Raw genomic sequence first — 22,290 nt, 5'->3', positions numbered from 1 at the left:
TAGCTTTTGAGAAATTGATAAACGGGAGAAATGAGAAGCGCCCGGCTTTAATTAGCCATCATTTACGCTTTGTGGGGAGGAGCGTGGTTTTCGATCGCGATGGGGCAGGATCACAATGAGGCGAGTTTGGCAGTATGAATTCGCCATTTTATGGATATATAATCTGTTGATAATGTCCAGATAAGGATATAGCGACCGGGCATTTTCGCCACACGGGCGCCCCATTCGCCGGCGTCGCCGACGGAACTTATCAATCAGCGCTCTGATTGGCGGAGGCTCCGGCAGCCCGGGCCAGAGGATGGATTTTCAGGCCTAAGGAGTCAAATTAAGGAGAGGGCGGATTCATAGGGGACTAAATAGGGATATAACGCGAGAAGAGCCGGATGGCTATGGATGTTCGGTCTGCCGTTCCGTTGATGCGCGAATCATAACGCTGACGGGAACCGTGATTCGGCATTCAGACACTGGCGCTCCGGAGATCATGGCCGTAAGGCGCTCTACGGCGATCTTGCCGATTTCGCTAAACGGCTGCTGGACCGTTGTTATTCCCCCGCAGAGCGTCTCGGTGTTTGGCAGGCCGTTGAAACCGGTGATAGCAATGTCCTCCGGCACTCTCAAGCCGTATCCACGGATCCAGGTGATCGCGTATTCGGCAAGGAGATCGTCGGCTGCCACAATCGCTGTTGGACGTTCTTTCATCCGAAGCCATCGCTGTATCACAGCGGCGACGCCCTCTGGTGACCATTGCTCCCACTTAAGATCGCCTACCTCCATTTCCGGGTCATAGGCGATCCCCGCAGCCGCTAGACCCTCGCGATAGCCGGCGGCGCGGTCGATAAAGTCCGATAAGCCCTTTGCTCCCAGGAAGGCGATTCGCGTGTGCCCGCGCCCCACCAAGTAATTGATGGTTTCGTGGATGCCTCCGGCATTGTCGGACACCACATAGCCGACGCCGTTTGGCACTCGTTTCGACATGATCGCGATTACCGGCAAACCAGCGGACGCAGCAAATCGAATCTGAGGATGATAGGGATGTGGCGACATCCACAATAGGCCGTCGATCTGGCCGTTGAGGAAATCGGAGCCGGTATGGCTGCGTGAGCGGTGCGGCCAGCCCGTGTAAAGAAGAACGTCATATCCCGCACTGTCCGCCGCCCGGTTGATTGCTCCAAGCATGGGAGCAATGATGGATTTCTCGACATTGTGTTCCAGGTCATAAATCCCATAAGTCACTAATCCAAGCGTGTGTGTGCGTCGATCTCGAAGCGATCGGACAAGCGCACTGGGCGTGAAGTATAGTTCCTTCATTGCGTCTTCGATACGAAGTCGCGTTTTCTGACCCATTCGGCCCTTATCATTAAGATAGTTGGATATCGTCGAGGTCGAGACGCCTGCATGCAGGGCGACGTCCGCGATGGTGACCCGCGATTTGACCACGGGCTCTGTTGGAGGCGACGCCGGCGTGGTCGTGTCCGCCGGCGGAGCATTGAGGATCCAGTTCCCAACGGTCTGAGCGCTCACCGACAACTCGCGGGCAATTTCCCGGTTCGACTTACCGCTGACATGAAGCTCCAGCGCCCGATCCTGGATTTCCTTCGGATACTTTCGGGGACGGACATTCAGCGCGTATCGACGGCCGCACGAGACACACTTATATCGCTGGGCATCGCCTGCGATACCCGCTTTTACCTGCTTGTCGCGGCGACCGCAATTCGGACACGCGATCGTCATCATATTACAATCAATCTCTTTTCTCTCATGGCGGCGTCATTCCCAGTATACCATGGGACTGATTCTACATTAGTGTTCGTAAGGAGATCACGGGGATGGAGAAGGACCTACTGCTATTGAAGGCAGAGGCGTCGGCGGCAATCCAGACCCAGATCGTCGGCATCAGGGCTGGAGCGTCTGCCGACGCCTCTGCTGCGGCCTCCAGAAATCTTGTCGCCCAGCGCAAGGACCTGGAAGAGTGGAGGAGCCCCCTCAGCACGGCGCTGCGGGGAACCCGGAAAGCATCGTCTAACTCGGCGCACGTATGCCGGCGAGATGTTAGTGAACCAGGCGTTTGAGGACGCGGATCGGGGCATGACGGGCCCGAACATTTCGGGAGCCGAGAAGCGGCGAGTTCTCGGCATGATGGTTCGCAAAGTTGTTTCGCGCCAGGACGGCGCGGACATCGTATTCCATCCAAGGGTGTTTCCTCAGATGGGCCGCAATCAACTTGTCAAACTACTTGCATCGGCATCAGCACGCACAGGTAATCGGCATCCTCCGTTGGCCGGATCACCCCGGGCCGCAGCGGCTCGGTCAGTTCGATGTTCAATCCTTCGGTGTCCAGCACGTTCAGCACATCGCTGAGGTATTTGGCGTTGAACGCGATCTCGACGGGGCCGTCTTCGCCTTCGCGGGCCATGTCTACTTCTTCGTAGGCGTTGCCGATGTTGCCGCTTTCGGCGGTGATGGTCAGGCGGTCGCCGTCTTCGGTGGTGCGCAGGACAATAGATGAGTATTCAACTATGTCACTGTCCATGGCAAGCTCTGCATCGTATTCTTGGAGACAACCTTTAGATGCGGATCAACTGCACGTAGCATTTGTCTCAGCCGCTGCTGAAGGTTTGCCGTGTTTGTCACCTGTGGATATAATTTAGAGTGAACTGCCGGTTGCTCTAAATGAAATACAATATGGATTTCATTTGCTTGTGTAGCTTTACGCGCACAATCTTTCTCATTGCTGTTGTTGGCATGAATCTTTGCAGGAATGAGAGCCGCTAACGTATCTACAACCTTGATCGTGATCTCATCCGTCAGTTCTATGGATTTACTTCTGGAATAATGACGGTAATCCTTTACTTCAAGTAAATACAATGTTTTATTAGGGCTAATGGCAATCAGATCTACAGCTTTCCTTCCTGGCGGAATGCTTTGAAACCTGTTTTGGTGAAATGCCCAATCATCGTACTTTTCAACGATCCAGCCTTGGGGAAAAGTGAATACAAGGCCATCAATTGTAATCGCTGGCATCTTAAGATATTTGCTCCAGATATCGGTCTGATTGTTGCAGCTCTTCATCTAATGCTGCAATGTCGCCGATTTCATCCAAAGAATCTGATTGAAGTACTGAGACGCCATCATTCGTTCTATTTAACCCAAAGAACTCTATTTGCAGCTTTCGCCCGTAGTTAGTTGCATGTAATATATCCAATTCTCGTAATAGGAACAGGCTGTGAGTTGTAATAAAGACCTGTATGCCCCTTGTGCTCAATTCGACAATGCTCTTAGCGATTGCTCGGATAAGTCGTGGATTAAGATTAGCTTCCGGCTCGTCCCAGAATAAATATCCACCACTATTGAATGCACCTACAGCAATTAACTGACAGAGCATAGCGAGCTTGCGATGCCCTTCGGCAACAAGTGGCATTTCAATGCGTGATTGACTTCCATTAGGACGAAGATAAAATCGGCCATTCTTGTCGAGATCTACAGAGCCTCCCATTGCCTCTTCCAAAGGGTTAAGTAAATCACGAATTTTGCCCTCTCTTGGCCCTCGACGTGGGGGCGCCCCTAAGAGGATACAAGTGTCGCGCCACGTTTCTTCAAATTCTAGGTAACGCCCTTCATATACTGAGACAAAATTCGGGAATATAGTCATTAGCTCACGTGTTGGAAAATATGCAGCCGAAGCTTCTATCCAGCTTGTGGGAACTGTTTCAATAGCTACCTCAGATTTACTATTTGTCGCAAAACTGAAAGCAATATCATATTTATCTTCGTCAAACTGAAGGCGGATATCACATCGTTCTCTTCCAAGACGTCTGCTTGCAAGCCTGCCAAGCGCTTCTGCACGAAATACTCCCACTAGCTTGTCAGCTAGGCGCCCTTGTAGTTGTGCTTTCGTGGGCGTGTTAGAATGGCCCCTTGTCCGTAGTTCATTGCTAACTGCGATGACGCTGTAGGCCGCTTTAAGAATATGCGTTTTTCCGACACCATTTTCTCCAACAAATACATTTAGATTTTCCCCAAAGAAGAGATCTGCCGTTGGAAATACGGTGAAATTTCTTAGCAAGAGGCTATTAAGCACTTATTTCTCCACTCGTATCATGGACATTTTATAAAGGCCGTTAAAGTTCTACACCACCTGCATCGGCATCAGCACGCAGAGGTAGTCCGCGTCCTCCGTCGGCCGGATCACGCCCGGCCGCAGCGGCTCGGTCAGTTCGATGTTCAATCCTTCGGTGTCCAGCACGTTCAGCACATCGCTGAGGTATTTGGCGTTGAACGCGATCTCGACGGGGCCGTCTTCGCCTTCGCGGGCCATGTCCACTTCTTCGTAGGCGTTGCCGATGTTGCCGCTTTCGGCGGTGATGGTCAGGCGGTCGCCGTCTTCGGTGGTGCGTAGGACGATGCGGTTGGCGGATTCGCGGGCGACGATGGCGGCGCGGCGGACGGCGGCGACGAGGGGTTCGCGCTGGATGGTGAGGGTTTTGGTGGCCTGAGTCGGAATGACACGTTCAAAGTTGGGGAACTGGCCGTCGATCAGGCGGGAGATCAGGGTGGTGGAGCCGCTCTTTTCGTTCTCGATCTGGAACTGGATCTGGTTGGACGACAGCGTGACGGTCACTTCGCCTTCTTCGTTGCCGACGATGCGCTGGAGTTCGCTCATGGCCCGCGCGGGCACGATGGCGCTGGCGCTGCCGCGGCCTTCCTGCACGGCGCAGTCGCGGACGGCGAGACGATGCGTGTCGGTGGCGACGAGCTTGAGCGAATCGCCCTGGAAGATGACCAGGACGCCTGTGAGGATCGCGCGGGTTTCATCGGAGGAGGTCGCGAAGAGGGTCTGCTTAATGGCGTCGCGCAGCAGGGTGCGGTCGATCACGAAGCGGGACTCTTCTTTGACCTGCGGCATCAGCGGGAACTCGTCGGCGGCCAAGCCCAGCAGCTTGTAGTTCGCCTTGTTGCAGCGCAGATGCAGGGTATTCGTTTCATCTTCCACGGTGAAGGTGACATCGGAGTCGGGCATCGCGCCGAGCAGTTCCGTGAAGTTGCGCGCCGGGGCTGTGGCTGCGCCCTCGCCGGTGACGACGGCGTGGGGCAGGGTGTGCTCCATCCACATCTCCAGGTCGGTCGCCATCAGCGATACCTTGCCGTCCTTGGCCGTGATGCGCACATGCGTCAAAATCGGCAGCGACGACCGCGTCGCCACCGCCTTGCCCACCGTCTGAATCCCGTCGAACAGCTCACGCCGCGCGCTGCTCGCCTTCAAAAATGTCCCCGTGTCCGTTGCCGCCATGTGTGTTGCTCCTTCAGAATCGTAAAAAAGGTCGAAAAGTGTGGGGTGGGGAGAGTTGGCCCTATTCCCCCATTGCCAGATATCCCCCCGGCCCGGTGGCCGAGTTGTTGTCGCGGAGCAGGCCTTTGAGGGCGCGCTCGACGAACCAGGGGTCGGGCCGTTCGGTGTGGGCGGCGCGCAGTTTGGCGACGGTGTCGCGCAGGGTGGCTGTGTCCCGCGCGGCGTCGGGGTGCTGCGCCAAATATTCGTCGACCGTGCGCCGGAGCGCCTCGGGAAGCTGTTCGTCAAGGGACAGGCCGATCAGCTCGGCAATCTCTTCGTCGTTCATTGGCTCCGATCTTTTTCCAGGACGTCCCGCAAGGCGCGTCGCGCCCGCAGGTGGAGTGATTTGGTTGCGGCCGCGCTGCGGCCCAGGATCTCGGCGGCTTCCGCCGCGGTAAAGCCCTGCAAGTCGCAGAGCGTGAGGACAAGACGGTGGTCGTCGGTCAGCGACGCCAGCGCATCGTCGAGCGCCGACGGTTCGGGGGACGACGATCCAAAGAGCGAATAGTCGCCCCGGTCGGTCTCCGTGAGCGCGCTGAGCGAAAGGGTGGGGAGGCGCGGCTGGCGCAGACGCTCCAGGCAGACATAGCGCATCACCGCGAACAGCCAGGTCTTGAAGCTGGCGTCGCCGCGAAACTGTCCATCGCGCAAAGCGCGGAACGCGCGCAGCCAGCACTCGGACGTCGCCTCCTCGGCGTCTTCCCGAGACGTGAGGAAGCGCTGAGCGAAACCGTACGTCGCATCGACATGCCGCCGATACAGCGTCTCCAGCGCCCGGGGATCGCCCTCGGCTACGTAAGCCTTGGCTAACCGCTCGTCGTCCTCCCATTCTGCCATTCTAGTTACTTAGTGTTGTGTTGAGGGGGAAAAGCGTCGCGAGGGGGAAAAATATTTTTTGGGGGACGGCAGAGGCCCTCACCCCCCAGCCCCCTCTCCCAATTCTGGGAGAGGGGGAGTCCGATTAGGATTTAATTTTCGATCAGGATTTCTGATCTTAAACCTCTTGCTCCCCTTCTCCTAGAATTGGGAGAAGGGGCTGGGGGATGAGGGCCCTCCCTATAGCCCGCCCATTTGGCAGATCAACGCAAAGTGCGCTTCGCTGACGGGCTGTACGGACAGCCGCGACCCTTTCTGGATCACGACCAATCCCTCCAGGCCCTCGGCCTGTTTGAGTTCGGGGAGCGAGACTTCGCGCGGGAATTTGGCGACGAACTTGATGTCCATCATCATCCAGATCGGGTTGTCGGGGGTAGATTTGGGGTCGAAATGATCGTTGGTCGGGTCCCAGGCGGTGAAGTCCGGGTACGCCTCGCGGCTGACTTCGGCGACGCCGACCACGCCGGGCGGATCGCAGTTGGAGTGGTAGTAAAGGACTTTGTCGCCCAGCTTCATGCCGTCGCGCATGAAGTTACGCGCTTGATAGTTGCGCACGCCGTCCCAATGGGTGGATTCCACCTGGGCCAGCTCATCGATGGAGAAACAGGAAGGTTCGCTTTTCACAAGCCAATAATTTGCCATGCCAATATTATACTCGCTTGCCGCCATTCTCGGAATCTTCATGAAGCGCCTTCGCCGTGGGCAGACGGCGCGTGGCGTCGAGAAGCGTGGTGAGCGCGCTCAGCGCGGCGGCGCGGTCGGGGAGGTCGAGCTGCGCGAGCGCCTCGCGCACGCGGCTTACCCGGCGGCGGCGGCGCGTCTCCATCACCTCGACGCCGTGCTCCGTCAGGGAGATGTGCCGGATACGGCGGTCGATGGGGTCGGAAATGCGCTGGATCAGGCCGGCGCGCTCCAGCCGGTCCGCGAGCTGCGTGGCGGCGCTGACCGAGATCTCCAGCTCCTCGGCCAGCGCCGTCATCCCGGACGGGCCGCTCAAGAGGAAGGCGCAGACACGGAGCTGGGCGAGGGGAAGGTCGCCCGTCGGGTCGCCCGGCGGAATCTCGAAAAGGCGGCGGTTCAGGCGCGGCAGCAGGTCTTCCAGCTGTCGCGCCTGATCCGACAGCGGATCATGGGATGGGTTGAGTGGGGCGCTCATGCTTTCTATCTTTCTGACGCTTCCGCCGCCAGCGCGCCGTCGCCGACGGCGGCGGGAGTGGGTTCGACCAGCACCGGAGCCGCCAGATCCTGGTCGTTTTTGCGGAAGCGCCGGCCAAGGTCGTCGAACAGCGTATAAACAGTCGGCACCACGAACAGAGTCAGGAATGTCGAAGTCAGCAGGCCGCCGATGACGGCGGTCGCCATCGGACCGTTGGTCTCCGATCCCTTGCCAAGCTCCAGCGCGATCGGCATCATTCCCAGCACCGTGGCGCTGGTCGTCATCAGGATCGGGCGCAGTCGGGTGGGGCCGGCTTCCAGCACGGCTTCGTCGCGTTTGTACCCTCGGGCGCGCAGGACATTGGTGTATTCTACCAAAAGAATGCCGTTTTTGACTACGATGCCGACAAGCATTAAGACGCCGATCAGCGCCGTCAGTCCAAACGAGCGTCCCGTCAGGAACAGCGCCAGCAGGACGCCGACGGAAGCGACCGGGACCGAGCAGAGGATCGTCAGCGGATGGACGAACGATTCGAACTGCGCGGCGAGCAGCATGTAAATCAGCGCGATCGCGAGCGCGACCGCCACGCCCATTCCGCTGAACTCCTGCGCCTGCTGCTTCTGATTGTAACCCCAATCCCAGTAGTAGCCCTGCGGCATCTGATAACCCGCGAGCGCCTTGGTGATATCCTTCTGGAGTTCGCCCGACGACCGGCCCTGCGGCGTGCCGGTGATCGCGATGTAACGCTGGCGGTCCTGACGCGTGATCTCGCCGGGCCCCTGGGCGTACACCGGGTGCGCGACCTGCTGGAGCATGATCGTGTGCGGCGCGACTCCGGCCAGCGTCGGACTGATCGGCAGTGTGTTGAGCTGCTGCTCGGTGCGCCGCTTTTCTTCCGGAACTTGGACGACGATCGGGTACTGGTACCCCTTCTCTTGATAGTAGCTGGAGACCTGGCCGTTCGTCGCGGCGCCCAGCGTCGTCGCCACATCCTGGAACGTCACGCCCTGCTGGATCGCCTTGTCCCGGTCGATCTTCCACTGCATCTCCGGCGACGCTTCCTGCCAGTTGACATCCACGCCACTCAGTCCCGGGATCGCCCGAAGCTTCGCCACGACGTCCTGTCCGATACTCGCCAATTGGGGGATCTCACTGCCGAAAACGTCCACCTCCACGTTGTTGTTGCCGCCGGAGAGGATCCGCGAGACGACATCGACCTGATTGACGCTGACGCGCGCGCCGGGGAACTTCGCGAACTGCGCGTGCATCTCATTGACAACGTCCGCGGTTTTTTTCTTGCGGTTGTCCTTAAGACGGATCATCAAAGCGCCCTGATTGCCGTTCAGAGCGGCGCTCGTGCCCCGCAGGCTCAGGCCCGATCCCGACGCGGCGAAGACCGTCTCCACGTTTGGGTTCTGCTGGACGACGTTGGCGACATTCTGCATCAATTTGTCCGTGGTGGCAAGCGACGTTCCGGGCTGCAGCTTGACATTGATCTGCATGTCGCCGCTGTCCGTCTGCGGCATGATCTCCGTGCCGATCTGCGGCAGCAGGAGGAAGCTCAGGCCCGTCACCGCCAGTACGCTGACAATGACCAGAGGCCGGTGGCGCAGGGTCCATGTCAGTCCGCGTCGATAGGTGTGATCCAGGGAATCGAACCACTCGCCGAACTTGTCAAAGGTTCGCTGCATCAGACTGTGCGATTTATGAGCGGGATCGTGGTCGGTATCCTTCATCAGGCGCGAGGCGAGCATCGGCACGACCGTCACGGCGTCCAGCAGCGAGATCGAGATCGAGAAGATGACCACGAGCGCGAACTGCGTGAACATCTGGCCGGTCTGCCCCTTGATCAGCAGCAGCGGCAGGAAGACGACGATGACCGTGATCGTCGAGGCGAAGACCGCCGACATGATCTCGTTCGTTCCGGCGATCGCCGCGTCGGCGGGCCTGACCCGGTCGCGTTCAAAGTGGCGGTAGATGTTTTCCAGCACGACGACGGCGTCGTCGGCGATCAAGCCCGTCGCGAGCGCCAGGCCGCCGAGCGACATCGTGTTCAGCGAGAAGCCGCACATGTAGAGCAGCGAGAACGTGGACGTGATCGAGATTGGAATGGAGAGCGCCACCACGAGCGTGCTGCGCACGTTGCGCAGGAAGAACAGCAGGATCACGACCGCCAGCACGCCGCCCAGAATGGCGTTCGCCTTCAAGTCCGTGATGGCGTTGTCGATAAACTGCGATTGATCGTAGACCTTGCTGAACTTCAGCTGCGGATAGCGCTTTTCGACCTCGGCGACTTTGTCGGCCACCGCTTTAGCCGTGTCCACCGTATTCGAGCCGCTTTGCTTGCTGATGATAATGCCGGCGGCGAGCTGTCCGTTGAGGCGCGTGTAGAGCCGCTGCTCCTGCGCGGCGTCGGTCACGGTTGCGACATCCCCAACCGTCACGATACGCCCATTGGTTGAAGTGAGCGGCACCTGGGCGATCTGCGCGGGGCTGTCGAACCATCCCAGGCTGCGGATCGTCAGCTCGGTATTGCTCTGCTTGGCGATGCCCGCCGGCAGGTTCAGGTTCTCCTGGATGATCCGCTTGCTGATGTCGTCGATGCCCAGGCCATAGGCGCGCAGGCGGTCCGGGTCGGCGTTCACCAGAATGGCGCGCGTGTTGCCGCCGGTCGTGACGGCGGAAGCCACCCCGTTCGCCGCCTCCACGAGCGGCGAAACCTCGTTGTCCAGCAGCGTGCGCAGTTTGACGGGATCGTCGATGCCGCTCACGCCGTACACCAGAATGGGAAGCTGGGATGGGTCGAACTTGAAGACCGTGGGAGCCTGAAGGGTCGGGTCGTTCGGGAGGTTCTGGCGGGCGCGCTCGACGACCTGCAAAACGTCGATGGCGGCCTGCCCAACGTCGGTGCCCCAGCCGAATTGGATGCGCACCGTCGAGCTGCCGAGCGTGCTGGACGACGTGACGGTGGAGACGTTGGGCGTCGCCGACACGGCCTCCTCGATCGGACGCGTTAGCTCCGTCTCGACCTCCTCGGGCGAGACGTTCGGCCACTGCGTCACGACGGACACCGTGGGGATGGAGACGTTCGGCAGCAGGTCGACCGGCAGCTTGGTCAGACAGACCGCGCCCAGCAGCACCAGCGCGGCGATGCGCATGGTGACCGCGACGGGGCGTGTGACGGATACTTGGGCGATACTCATAACGAATGGCTCGTTTCTAAAATCATCGAAGGCAATGCTGTCCTGGCGCTGGAAAGGCGGGGCGGCTACTGGGCGCGGTGATGTTTGCCGCCGCCCTTGCCGCCTTTGCCGCCAATCTCCGTCGGACTGTTGACCGAGACCTGCTGACCGTCCTTCAGGCGTCCGCCGCTGACCGTGACGACCTGTGTTCCCGGCGTTACGCCCTGAACGATCTCCACGGCGCTTGCATTGCTGGCGCCTGTCTGAACCGGCGTGTGCTGCAACTTGGAATCGGGCGTAACCACCCAGACGAACGATCCGCCGGCGTCGGTCTGCACGGCTTCCGGCGGCACGGTGGTCACATGCGGGAAGGTTTGCGTCACCAGCGAAACGCGGGCGAACATGCCGGGCTTGAGGGCGCCGTCGCCGTTGTTCATCGCCAATCGGACGGTGAAGTCCCGGCTGGCCGGGTCGCCGGAGGGATTGACCTGAATGACGCGCGCCGCGAGCTTGCGGCCGGGCAGCGAATCGACCGTGACATCGGCGTTCTGACCGATTATGATGTGCTGGATCTGCTCCTGCGGCACGGCGATGGTCGCCCACACTTCGCGCAGCCCTTGCAGCGCCAGGATCGGCGAACCGGGCGAAGCCAGCGTGCCGGGGTCGGCGTAGCGCGCCGAGACAAATCCATCGATCGGGGAAATCAGCGATGTCTGCGCGAGCTGAGCGCGGGCGTTGGTGAGATCGGCCTGCGCGGACGCGACATCGGCTTGCAGCGCCACCAGATTGGCCCGGTAGGCGGCGGGCTGCGTTGTGTTCGCCCTGGCGTTGCGCAGCATCGCCTTCGCCTGTGTGACTTTGGTTGCGGATGATGCGATCGTGGTTTTGCCGGTCGTCCGAGTGATCTGCGCTTGATGCCGGGCGGAGTCGAGCTGCGACTGCGCCGAGGCCAGGCTCGCCTTTGCGGAGCTGAGCTGCGCCACCGCGACATCGACATTGCCCTTCTGCACCGCCGCCGTCGTGCGCGCGGTGTCCGCATCCTGCTGGGCGATGGCGCCCTGCTGAAGCAGGTTTGTTTGGCGGACGAGCTGCGTGCTGGCGTTGTTATAGTTTGCCTGCGCGCTCTGCACGCCGGCCTGCGCGTTGGCGATCTGCGCCTCCGCGACGCCGACTTTGCTCTGCGCGTCGGCGACAGCGGCGTCGGCGGACGCGACCTGGGCGTTGTAGGTCTGCGTGGCCTGCGCGTAGTCCGCCTGCGCGGCCGCGACGCCCGCCGCCATCTGCTGGATCTGCGTGCCGACGCCCACGCCGACGGTGTTCTGAGTCGCCTGCGCCTGAAGCAGCCGCGCCTGCGCCTGCTCCACCGTGGCGATCTGCTTGCGCACGGTCGCCTGCAGCTCGGTGTCGTCGATCTTCGCGACCACTTGACCGCGATGGACGGCGTCGCCTTCGTGCAGCGCCAGCATGACGATCTGCCCCGCCACCTTCGGCGAAAGCTTCACGGTTTGCGGCGATTCGATATTCGCCGTCGTCTGGAAGGTGTTGACGATATCCTGCACGCTGGCCTTCGCGGCGGCGACGCTGGACGCGCCGCGTCCTTTGTCGGACGTCAAGCTCTGCGCCTGCACCTTGTTGGCGTGCAGCCGCCATCCGATCAGCGCGGCGATCAGCAGAACGGGGATCAGGATCGTGAATATTCGTTTCATGGAAACCTATCTATCGAGATGTGCTCGAATTAATAATTAATATACCTTAACTATCGCGCTCGCCGCAACAGCCGAGGGTATAGTTATGTACGAGACATTTTACCGCGCCGATGTCGTCTTTGACGCCGCAGATTCCCATAATGTTCATCTGCGGCGCGAATTTTTCAACCTGGGTATATCTGATCATGCTCTGTATAAGACGCTATTCGTCGGACTGCGTTCGAATGAGTCGCTGCGCAGCCGGCCTTGCCTGGACAGGAGGAATGGATGAGCAGCGCGCATGCGTCCATCCCGTGGCCTCCTGAACGCACGCCCGAGAAATCACCCATCCATCAATTTCACGATATTCGGATCGCCGCGCCCGCCTCGGTCGTATGGCCCTGGCTTGTCGGCGTGCTGCTCTGGCCGCGATACAATCCCATGATTTCCGATATCGCGCCGCTGGACGCATCAGCGATGCAGCTCGCGCTGGGAGTTTCTTTCCAGTGGCGGCGCGGCGGCTATACGCTTCTGAGCACCGTGACGGATTACATGCCGGGTGCGCGGCTCGGCTGGAAGAACGACGGTTTATGGCTGCGCGGCTTTCAGGAATGGCTGCTGATCCCCGACGGCGACGGCTGCGTCGTGCGTGTCGAGGAAACCCTGTCGGGATTCGTCCCATGGCTCTTTCGCCGATCCATCTCCCGCGCGCTGGGCAGGATCCAGAACGAGTGGCTGGAATCGCTGCGCCAGGTCTCCGAAGAAGAAGCGCCTCGAAGCGCGATCTAAGGCCCGCAAATTATCTTTACCCAGGACTTGACGAAACCTAAGCGCGCCAGTATAATGACGTCGTAACGCAGTTTTGACATGGTTTTACTTGCTTATTCTGCCATGCCGTTGTAGCCGACCAGACAACTTGAGGCTAGGGGCGCCGTTCACGGCGCTCCTAGCCTCTTTGTCGTTTACGCCCGCCCTCAAGAAAGGATCACGCCGATGCCCGCAACACCTTCGACCATGCTCGCGCTTGGCGCATCCGCCGCCGATTTTCACCTGCCGAACGTCGTCACCGGTGAAGCCGTTTCTCTCAAGGACTATTCGGGCGCTAAAGCCCTGCTGGTTGCTTTCGTCAGCCCGCACTGCCCGTTCGTGAAGCATATTCAGCAGGAGCTGGGGCAGATCGCTCGCGATTATTCCGATCGGGGGTTGCACATCGCCGCGATCAGCTCCAATGACGCCGTGGCGTATCCCGCCGATTCGCTGGAGAACCTCAAGATCTGGGCGCAGGAGCAGGATTACTCCTTCTGGGTGCTTTTTGACGAGGAACAGTCCGTCGCCAAGGCGTACAACGCCGCCTGCACCCCGGACTTCTTTCTGTTCGGCGCCGATCACAAATTGGTCTATCGCGGCCAGCTCGACGACAGCCGTCCGAAGAACGAGCTTCCGGTGACCGGCAAGGATCTGCGCGCCGCCATCGACGCCGTCCTCAGCGGCCAGTCGGTTTCCCAGGAGCAGCGCGCCAGCATCGGCTGCAACATCAAGTGGAAAGCCGGCAACGAACCCTCCTACTTCCAAGCGCCCGCCCCCGCGCTTGCCGCCGCCTAAGCGTTCCCCGCGCTTAAGATTTCCCCAAAGGCCGGAGCGAACTTCCCCCGCTCCGGCCTATTTTTGTGTGGCCCTCACCCGGCGCTTAGCGCCACCCTCTCCCAATTCTGGGAGAGGGTTAAGATTTCGTTCGGATCTTTGATCCTCAAAATACAGCGACTCCCTCTGACTCCCCTTCTCCCAAAATTGGGAGAAGGGGCTGTGGGATGAGGGCCTCCTTCCCCTCGACATTCCTCCCCGCAATCAGCTACAATAACGCCATCTATGATTGCAACACTTTCTCTCTTACGAACCCGTTTTCAAGAAGCCGTCGCGCGGGCGCACGGCGTCGAAGGCGCCGATGTGCTGGTGCTGCCGGCGAGTAATCCTCAGTTTGGCGATTTGCAGGTCAATGTTGCTTTGCAGCTGGCCAAAGCCGTCGGCAAGTCGCCGCGGGCGATCGCGGAAGGCATTGTCGCCGAGCTGAAGCTGGACGAGATGTGTGAGACGCCGACGATTGCTGGTCCCGGCTTTATCAACCTGAAGCTGAAAGCTTCTTATCTCGACGCGCTGGTCAATGCGTCGTACGCCGATCCGCGATTGGGCGTGGCGCCGGCGGCGAACCCGCTGCGCACGGTGGTCGATTTCTCCGGTCCGAACATCGCCAAGGAGATGCATGTCGGGCATCTGCGCTCGACGATCATTGGCGACAGCATCGCACGCATCTCTGAGTTTCTGGGACACGATGTCCTGCGCCTGAACCATGTCGGCGACTGGGGCACGCAGTTCGGCATGCTCATCGCCTTTCTGCGCGATACCCATCCCGAGGCGCTGACCGACGCGAGCACGCTGGACATCGGCGATCTGGTTGGCTTCTACAAGCGCGCGAAGCTGCGGTTCGACGCCGATGAGGAGTTCAAGGAGCGCGCGCGCCGCGAAGTCGTGCGTTTGCAGGGCGGGGACGCCGAAAGCCTGTACGCCTGGAAGCTGCTGTGCGATCAATCGCGCGCCGCCTTCGAGAAGATCTACCAGACGCTCGATATCAAAATCACGGAGCGCGGCGAATCGTTCTATAACCCATTGCTGCCCGCCGTGGTCACCGACCTGGAGGCGCAGGGTCTGCTGACCGAGAGCGACGGCGCCCTGTGTGTCTTTGTCGAAGGGTTCAGCAACAAAGAAGGCAACCCGCTGCCGCTGATCATCCGTAAGACCGACGGCGCGTACAACTACGCCACCACGGACCTCGCCGCGCTGCGCTACCGGATCAATGAGGATAAGGCCAAGTGTATCGTGATCGTCACCGATATCGGCCAGTCCGACCACTTCGCGCAGGTTTTCGCCGTCGCGCGCCTGGCCGGCTGGCTGACGGAGGATGTCCGCGTGGTGCACGTTCCGTTCGGCCTCGTGCAGGGCGAAGACGGTAAGAAGTTCAAAACCCGCTCGGGCGAGACCGTCAAGCTCAGCGACCTGCTGGACGAAGCCGTCGTCCGCGCCCGCGCGCACCTGGACGAGCGCTTGGCCTCCGAGGGCCGCGAGGAGACCGAGGAGTTCAAGACCGATCTCGCCGATAAAGTCGGCATCGCCGCCGTGAAGTACGCGGACCTGAGCGCCAATCGCGGCAGCAACTACGTCTTTAGCTTCGACAAGATGCTGGCCTTGCAGGGCAACACCGCGCCGTACATGCTCTACGCCTATGTCCGCGTCCAGGGCATCGCGCGCAAGGGCGGGGTGGACTTCGCATCGCTCGCCGGCCTGGACAATATCCATATCGCCGAACCGTCCGAGCGCGATCTGGCGAAGCATCTCCTCGAACTCGACGACGTGCTGGTCAAGATCGCCGAAGACTTCCTGCCGAGCCGCCTCTGCACGTATCTGTTCGAGCTCAGTCAGAAGTTCAATCACTTCTACGAAGCCTGCCCGGTGCTAAACGCCGCCGAACCCACGCGCACCTCGCGGTTGGCTCTCGCGGATTTGACGGCGCGGACGCTGAAGCTAGGATTGTCACTGCTGGGGATTTCGACGGTGGAGCGGCTGTAGACGGTGGCTTATTTCCCCGGTTATGAAACCCGGGGCTGGGAGCCTTCGGCTAAGCGTCCGTGCCGGACGCAAATGCCGGCGATCGATCACAAATATCCTCCGTCCGGCACGGACGGTTAGGGCGAAGCCCTCCCAGGCCCGGGTTTCATAACCGGGGAAAATATCTGGTGAAGGCCTAATAATACAAAATCGGAGATTATTTACCCATGGCCCAATCACCCGCGCAGCGCCAGAAGGCGCTGCAAAAGAAGGCGAATAAGCGGAAGCAGAAGGCGGCGCAGTTGCGCCAGCAGGCGCAGCATCAGCCGGCGCGACTGGACTCGAAGTCGCAGATCCAGGCAGCCTTTGCGTGGCCGATCTTGGAGACGTTCCTCACCCGCGATTGGGATGAAGAGGGCGCGATCGTGCAGGCCCTGGTCGCGCGCGAGGGATCGAACGGCCGCATTGCCGTCGGCGTCTTCCTGATCGATCTGGCGCTGCTGGGCGTCAAGAACTCGTTTGTCCAGATGTTCGAATCGCATGCCGCCTATAGCGAGCTGCGTACTTCCGTGCTGGAGAGCCAGCATATGGTCTCCGCCGATTTGAACTTGATCGCGAAGATCCTGCGCGCGGCGGTCGAGTACGCCGCGCAATTTGGCTTCCGTCCGAACTCCGATTACCGTCTCGCCTCACAGATGCTCGCCGGCGCGGACGCCGACGCGTCGCCGGTCGAGATCCCGACCGGCGGTCCCGAAGGCAAGCCGCTATTTATCGCCGGACCGCATGACAACGTCGAAGCGATCCTGCTGCGTCTGGAGGACCGTGTCGGCCCCGACGGCTATCATTACGTGATGCCCGGACAGGATGATGTTCCCGGCCTGGGCGAGTGGATCGAAGGATTCGCGGGCGGCGTGGAAGACGAAGATGAGGATGAAGAGGGCGAGGACGGAGAGGGCGAGGACGGAGAAGACGAAGAGGATGAGGACTCCGAAGAGCCGGCGGCCGGCCAGTCATGACGGAAGAGACCATTCGCTGCTCCTGGGCCGTCAGTTCGGAGATGATCGAATATCATGATACGGAGTGGGGCGTTCCTTCGCACGACGACACGCATCTATTCGAGATGCTGACCCTGGAAGGCGCGCAGGCGGGCCTGAGCTGGGCCACCATCCTGCGCCGCCGTCAAGGATACCGCGCGGCGTTCGCCAATTTCGATGTCTCCAAAGTCGCCGCGTTCGACGACGCCCGGATCGAAGAGATCGTCCTCGACCCGGGCGTCATCCGTCATCGCGGCAAGATCGCGGCGACCGTCGGCAACGCCAAGGCGTTTCTCTCCGTCCAGCAAGAGTTCGGCAGCTTCGACGCCTTTCTCTGGCGCTTCGTGGACGGCGCGCCGATCACAAACCACTACGCCTCGCCCTCCGAACTTCCCGCCAAAACTCCCGTCTCCGACGCGCTCAGCAAAGCGCTCATGAAACGCGGGTTTAAATTCGTCGGCTCCACCATCTGCTACGCCTACATGCAGGCCGTTGGGATGGTGGACGACCACATGGACGACTGCGTCTGCCGCACCGCGAAAAAATCCGCGCATGGCGTCTAAATTTTTCTCTCATCGGATAAACTAACTCCATGACAGGCATATTTCGCTCGATCTATTCCCACGGGTTCGTCCGCGCCGCCGTTTGCATTCCGTCCGTTCGTGTCGCGGATCCCATCTACAACGCCGAACACACCCTCGGCCTCGCGCGGCGGGCGTCGGAGATGCACGCCGCCGTGGCGCTGTTTCCCGAGATGGGGCTTTCGGCGTACTCCAACGACGATCTGTTCCATCAGGATGCTCTGCTGGATGCGACGGTTGTCGCGATTGGCAAAGTGGTCGAGGAGAGCAAGGCGCTGACGCCGGTGCTGCTGGTGGGCGCACCGCTGCGGTTCGAGGGGAAGTTATTTAACTGCGCGGTGGTGATTTATCGGGGAGCGATCCTGGGAATCGTCCCGAAGACGTACTTGCCGAACTACCGGGAGTTTTACGAGAAGCGGCAGTTCGCGGCGGCGCGGGAGGCGGTGGCGCGGGAGGTGACGCTGTTGGGACAGCGCGTTCCGTTTGGGAGCGACATCGTGTTCCAGGCGTCCAATGTGCGCGACTTCGGCATCCACGTGGAGATCTGCGAGGATGTCTGGACGCCGGTTCCGCCCAGCACCTTTGGCGCGCTGGCGGGGGCGACGGTGCTCGCCAATCTGTCCGCGAGCAATATCACGATTGGGAAGGCCGATTATCGGCGGGATCTGTGCGCGTCGCAGTCCGGGCGCTGCGTGGCGGCTTATCTTTACTCGGCGGCGGGGCCGGGGGAATCAACGACCGACCTTGCCTGGGACGGCCACGCCCTGATCTACGAGAACAACGAATTGCTGGCGGAGTCGACCCGGTTTTCGGCGGACGAGCAGATCATCGCCTCGGATATCGATCTGGAGCGGCTCGCGCAGGACCGGATGCGTCTGAGCAGCTTCCATGACACGGCGGGAGATTACCGGGAAAGATTGCGCGAGATCCGTCAGGTCGAGTTCGAGTTTCAAATCCCCGAAGGCGAGATCGGCCTGCTGCGCCATGTCGAGCGCTTCCCCTTCGTGCCCAACGATGCGGCCTTGCGCGATGAGCGATGTTACGAGGCGTATAATATCCAGGTCCACGGCCTGATGAAGCGTTTGGCAAGTACAGGATTACAAAAAATCGTTATCGGCGTTTCGGGCGGCCTGGATTCAACGCATGCCCTGATCGTCGCCGCGCGCACCATGGATCGGCTGGGACTGCCGCGCAAGAACATCCTCGCCTTCACGATGCCCGGATTTGCGACCAGTGATATCACGCTCAAAAATGCGCGCGGATTGATGGAGGCGCTGGGGACGACCGCGCATGAGATCGATATTCGGCCGTCGTGCCTGCAAATGATGCGCGATCTGGGCCATCCGTTTATCGGGGGCGAACCCGTCTACGACATCACCTTCGAGAACGTGCAGGCCGGAGAGCGCACGTCTCATTTGTTCCGATTGGCGAACTTCCATGACGGCTTTGTCTTAGGAACGGGCGATCTGAGCGAACTGGCGCTGGGATGGTGCACCTACGGCGTCGGCGACCATATGTCGCACTACAATGTCAACGCCTCCGTTCCCAAGACGCTCATTCAATATCTGCTGCGTTGGGTGATCGGCTCGAAACAGTTTGATAGCGCCACGAGCGAGATTTTGCAATCGATCCTGGACACGGAAATCTCGCCCGAGCTGGTCCCGCACGATGCGGACAACAACGACAAGCCCGCGCAGAGCACCGAGCAGAAGATCGGCCCATACGAGCTACAGGACTTCAACATCTACTACGTGACACGCTATGGCTTCCGGCCGAGCAAGGTCGCGTTCCTCAGCCAGCACGCCTGGGGCGACAAGACCCACGGCGGTTGGCCCGCCGGCTTCGACCTTGCCAAGCGCAACGAGTACGACCTGCCGACCATCAAAAAATGGCTCGGAACCTTCTTATTCCGATTCTTCAAAACCAGTCAGTTCAAACGATCCTGCATTCCCAACGGCCCTAAAGTCGGCAGCGGCGGCTCGCTGAGCCCGCGCGGCGACTGGCGCGCGCCCAGCGACTCCGAGGCGAATGTCTGGATGGATGAGCTGAAGAACAATGTGCCGGATTAAACTCCCATAAAGGTTGCCTGTTAATGAAAACGTATACTTTCCATCTGATCGCCAACGCCCACCTTGATCCTGTCTGGCTGTGGGATGCGCGTGAAGGTCTGAACGAAGGCGCGCAGACCTGTCGCACTCTTTGCGATCTACTGGATGAAGACCCCGAGCTGACCTTTATTCGAGGCGAATCGGCGATCTACGAACACATCGAACGCACCGACCCTGCCTTGCTGGAGCGCATCCGCGCCTTCGTGAAGGCTGGGCGATGGGACGTGGTGGGAGGGACGTACATCCAGCCCGACACCAACCTTCCCGCCACCGAAACTCTCTCACGGCACTTCACGCGCGGCCTGAATTACTTTCAATCGCGTTTCGGCGTCCGCCCTCGCGTCGCCTGGGCCGCCGACTCTTTCGGTCATTCCGCTGGCCTTCCAGACATACTGGCGGCGGCAGGGATGGAAGGGTTTGCGTTCACTCGCCCGGCGGAGGGGCAATTTTCCCTCGCCAAGCCTGCGTTCTGGTGGCGGGGCCCGGCCGGCGGATGCGTGCTGGCTTACCGACCTCCGGCAGGTTGGTACGGCTCCGAACACGACGAACTTCCCCGGCGGCTGGACGAGGCGCTGGCGGCGGCGAGCAGTGGCGATTTGGAAAATGTCGGCGTCTTTTTCGGCGTGGGCAACCACGGCGGCGGCCCGACCCGCCGCCAAATCGCGGACATTCGCGCGTGGGCGGCGTCCCATCCAGAGGCGCGGGTTGTCTTTTCAACACTGCATTCGCTGTTCGACGCTCTGCGCGCCGAAGCTGCCGCTCAAGGCGAGGGCTTCCTTCCCGTCCATACCGGGGAATTAGGGTTCTGCCTGCGGGGATGCTATGCGACGTCGGCCAAACTCAAATTTTCCTATCGGCAAACTGAGGCGCTGGTGTCCCGGGCGGACGCGACGACTGCTGCGATCGCCGCCGCGCTGAACCAAGCCCCGGCCGATCTTTCGGAGGCTTGGGACGCCGTTCTGTTTAACTCTTTCCACGATATTCTTCCCGGCACGAGCATTGAGCGGGCTCTGGACGAACAGCTGGATCAGCTCGGCGGCGCGCGGCATACCGCAAGAACGGCGGAGTTTGAAGCGCTCAATGCGCTGGCGCGGCAGGTGGACATGACCGTTCCCGCCGCTGGCGGCGATCTTCCGACCGCCGTTCCGTTTTTGATCTGGAATCCGCATCCTTTTGCCTTGGATGGTCCTATCGAACTGGAGGGATGTCTGGACTACCGCCCGCTTTGGACTTACGAAGGGCGGCCGGGAGAGGTTCCGCTGGAAGTGCTCGGTCCGGACGGCAAGCCGGCGCCTTATCAAAGAATAGAAACCGAAAACCAGTTCACGCCGAACCTGCCTTGGAGGGCGCGCGTTCTGGTTCCCGTCACGCTCCCTCCGCGCGGCTGGGCGGTCTACACGCTGGGATGGTCGGAAGCGGCGGAGCCTGTCCCGAACCATGGCGGGGCGCGTGCTTCGTCGCCCGGCGCGATTGCCAGCGAAGTCTATTCCGTGGAAGCACGCATCGGAGACAGCCATGTTCAAATCTTGCGAAACGGCGCGCCTATGCTGGGAGCGGCGGGGCTGTCCGTGGAGACTGTGGAAGATCCCTATGGCTCCTGGGGCGATATGGGCGAAAACCCCGAATCGCTGAGCCTGTCCGACGTGCGTGAAACATGGACGGTGACGCATTGCCGTGTGCTGGAATCGGGGCCGGAGCGGGCGAAGTTATGGGTGCGGCTGGCGGGCGGATCGTCGCGGCTTGACTTCACGTTTTCCGTCTCGCACGGGCGGGACGCGGTCGATGTGGCGGCGCGTCTGCTCTGGAACGAGCGATCCGCGCGTCTGAAACTCGTCCTGCCAGCAAGGGCGGCGGAGGCGGAGTTTGACGTTCCCGGCGGCAGCATCACGCGCGGCCCGCTGGGCGAGGTTCCCGGCGGCCGGTGGGTGCGGACGGAAAGTCTCGGGTTCGCTTCCGACTCTCTCTATGCCTTCGACTTAAAAGATGGAACCCTGCGCGCAACAGTGTGCCGCGCGACGCATTACGCCTCGGATGCGACGCTGGGCGCGGACGACGAGCCGTGGCGACCCGCGCTCGACTGCGGAGAACTAAGGTTCCGGTTCTTGCTGACAGCGGGGAAATCGCCCTTGCCGCATCTCGCCCGCGTGCTGGAGCAACCCCCCATCGTCCTCATCGCGCCCGCGACACCCGGGCCATGGGCGCGTTCGGGGTCTGTCTCCGCGTCGCCGTCAGAATAGAAGTCATAAGCATTTTGCGCTCCCTCACCCCAAATACGGCCCGCCGACCTCGCCCCAGCCCCACTTCGGCATCGGCGAGTCCGCAGGCGGCGCCTCCGCGCCTGGCTGTGAGTTGATCATGGCCAGACGCGAACCCCATTCCAGATATCCCACGAACGCCGAGCGAAATTCGGGGTCGCTCGGCAGGCCGACTTCGTCGGCGCTCTGGCACAGGAGCCGCATCCATTGGGTGCGCTGTTCTTCGGTCAGTCCGCGATGCAAGTGATGCGTCACCATTCCCGCGTGTCCGCCGTGCGCGTCGCTATACGCTTTGGAGCCGCCGAATACTTCTCCAATAAATAACGCCACATGGTGCGGGTGGTCGGGCGACATATGCTCGAAGACCGGGCGCAGCAATGGGTCTTGCAGGACTTTGTCGTAGAAGTGGGCTGTCAATCGGTCGAGCGCTTCGGCGCCGCCGGCCCATTCAAAGAGGGTGGGCGGCGGTGTGGGGTGAGACATAAAC

General features: G+C 60.8%; 19 protein-coding genes. 7 read left to right on the top strand and 12 right to left on the bottom strand.

Annotated features, from left to right (window positions below):
• Positions 1-387: 387 nt before the first annotated feature.
• The 11 genes from D5261_RS31640 to D5261_RS31590 form a co-directional block, all read right to left on the bottom strand.
• Positions 388-1,734 carry a substrate-binding domain-containing protein gene (locus tag D5261_RS31640; protein ID WP_119321763.1) on the bottom strand — a complete coding sequence of 449 codons (1,347 nt, stop codon included), beginning with the start codon at positions 1,732-1,734 and terminating at the stop codon, positions 388-390.
• Positions 1,735-2,224: 490 nt separating this feature from the next.
• Positions 2,225-2,530, bottom strand: a complete 306-nt coding sequence (locus tag D5261_RS31635) for a beta clamp domain-containing protein (RefSeq protein ID WP_119321761.1) — start codon at positions 2,528-2,530, stop codon at positions 2,225-2,227.
• The gene (locus D5261_RS31630; protein WP_119321760.1) at positions 2,515-3,021 is read right to left on the bottom strand and encodes a cysteine--tRNA ligase; all 507 of its coding nucleotides are present in this window, start codon (positions 3,019-3,021) and stop codon (positions 2,515-2,517) included. The genes D5261_RS31635 and D5261_RS31630 overlap by 16 nt, the downstream gene beginning before the upstream one ends.
• A gap of 1 nt (position 3,022) precedes the next feature.
• The gene (locus tag D5261_RS31625; protein WP_119321759.1) at positions 3,023-4,078 is read right to left on the bottom strand and encodes an AAA family ATPase; all 1,056 of its coding nucleotides are present in this window, start codon (positions 4,076-4,078) and stop codon (positions 3,023-3,025) included.
• Positions 4,079-4,126: 48 nt separating this feature from the next.
• Positions 4,127-5,287: a DNA polymerase III subunit beta gene (gene dnaN, locus D5261_RS31620; RefSeq protein WP_119321758.1), complete on the bottom strand. Its 1,161-nt coding sequence runs from the start codon at positions 5,285-5,287 to the stop codon at positions 4,127-4,129.
• Positions 5,288-5,348: 61 nt separating this feature from the next.
• On the bottom strand, positions 5,349-5,615 hold the full coding sequence (locus D5261_RS31615) for an anti-sigma factor family protein (protein WP_119321757.1): 267 nt from the start codon (positions 5,613-5,615) through the stop codon (positions 5,349-5,351).
• Positions 5,612-6,166, bottom strand: a complete 555-nt coding sequence (locus tag D5261_RS31610; RefSeq protein WP_119321756.1) for an RNA polymerase sigma factor — start codon at positions 6,164-6,166, stop codon at positions 5,612-5,614. Before D5261_RS31610 ends, D5261_RS31615 begins: the two co-directional genes overlap by 4 nt.
• Positions 6,167-6,385: 219 nt before the next feature.
• Complete coding sequence (locus D5261_RS31605) at positions 6,386-6,847, bottom strand: EVE domain-containing protein (protein WP_119321881.1); 462 nt, start codon at positions 6,845-6,847, stop codon at positions 6,386-6,388.
• A 7-nt stretch (positions 6,848-6,854) separates the two neighbouring features.
• Positions 6,855-7,361 carry a MarR family winged helix-turn-helix transcriptional regulator gene (locus tag D5261_RS31600; RefSeq protein WP_119321755.1) on the bottom strand — a complete coding sequence of 169 codons (507 nt, stop codon included), beginning with the start codon at positions 7,359-7,361 and terminating at the stop codon, positions 6,855-6,857.
• A 5-nt stretch (positions 7,362-7,366) separates the two neighbouring features.
• A complete protein-coding gene (locus D5261_RS31595) occupies positions 7,367-10,564 on the bottom strand; it encodes an efflux RND transporter permease subunit (protein ID WP_119321754.1) in 3,198 nt (1,065 codons plus the stop codon).
• Positions 10,565-10,629: 65 nt separating this feature from the next.
• On the bottom strand, positions 10,630-12,249 hold the full coding sequence (locus D5261_RS31590) for an efflux RND transporter periplasmic adaptor subunit (RefSeq protein WP_119321753.1): 1,620 nt from the start codon (positions 12,247-12,249) through the stop codon (positions 10,630-10,632).
• Between the two features lie 267 nt (positions 12,250-12,516).
• On the opposite strand from D5261_RS31590, the gene D5261_RS31585 reads away from it, so the two are divergent.
• From D5261_RS31585 to D5261_RS31555, 7 genes are all read left to right on the top strand, one after another.
• The gene (locus tag D5261_RS31585; RefSeq protein ID WP_119321751.1) at positions 12,517-13,017 is read left to right on the top strand and encodes an SRPBCC family protein; all 501 of its coding nucleotides are present in this window, start codon (positions 12,517-12,519) and stop codon (positions 13,015-13,017) included.
• 204 nt (positions 13,018-13,221) lie between these two features.
• A complete protein-coding gene (locus D5261_RS31580; protein ID WP_119321750.1) occupies positions 13,222-13,830 on the top strand; it encodes a thioredoxin family protein in 609 nt (202 codons plus the stop codon).
• Positions 13,831-14,094: 264 nt separating this feature from the next.
• Positions 14,095-15,846 carry an arginine--tRNA ligase gene (gene argS / locus D5261_RS31575; RefSeq protein WP_119321749.1) on the top strand — a complete coding sequence of 584 codons (1,752 nt, stop codon included), beginning with the start codon at positions 14,095-14,097 and terminating at the stop codon, positions 15,844-15,846.
• 206 nt (positions 15,847-16,052) lie between these two features.
• Positions 16,053-16,841: a hypothetical protein gene (locus D5261_RS31570; RefSeq protein ID WP_119321748.1), complete on the top strand. Its 789-nt coding sequence runs from the start codon at positions 16,053-16,055 to the stop codon at positions 16,839-16,841.
• On the top strand, positions 16,838-17,422 hold the full coding sequence (locus D5261_RS31565) for a DNA-3-methyladenine glycosylase I (RefSeq protein WP_119321747.1): 585 nt from the start codon (positions 16,838-16,840) through the stop codon (positions 17,420-17,422). Before D5261_RS31570 ends, D5261_RS31565 begins: the two co-directional genes overlap by 4 nt.
• A gap of 29 nt (positions 17,423-17,451) precedes the next feature.
• Positions 17,452-19,509: an NAD(+) synthase gene (locus tag D5261_RS31560; RefSeq protein ID WP_119321746.1), complete on the top strand. Its 2,058-nt coding sequence runs from the start codon at positions 17,452-17,454 to the stop codon at positions 19,507-19,509.
• A 23-nt stretch (positions 19,510-19,532) separates the two neighbouring features.
• Positions 19,533-21,785 carry a glycoside hydrolase family 38 N-terminal domain-containing protein gene (locus D5261_RS31555; protein WP_119321745.1) on the top strand — a complete coding sequence of 751 codons (2,253 nt, stop codon included), beginning with the start codon at positions 19,533-19,535 and terminating at the stop codon, positions 21,783-21,785.
• Positions 21,786-21,809: 24 nt separating this feature from the next.
• Here the strand turns inward: D5261_RS31555 and D5261_RS31550 are convergent, their stop codons facing one another.
• A complete protein-coding gene (locus D5261_RS31550; protein WP_119321744.1) occupies positions 21,810-22,286 on the bottom strand; it encodes a group II truncated hemoglobin in 477 nt (158 codons plus the stop codon).
• Positions 22,287-22,290 lie beyond the last annotated feature (4 nt).

This window comes from Capsulimonas corticalis, assembly GCF_003574315.2.
Lineage (GTDB): Bacteria > Armatimonadota > Armatimonadia > Armatimonadales > Capsulimonadaceae > Capsulimonas > Capsulimonas corticalis.
The sequence above is the reverse complement of the archived record's forward strand: the minus strand, read 5'-3'. Positions and strand labels throughout refer to the sequence as shown.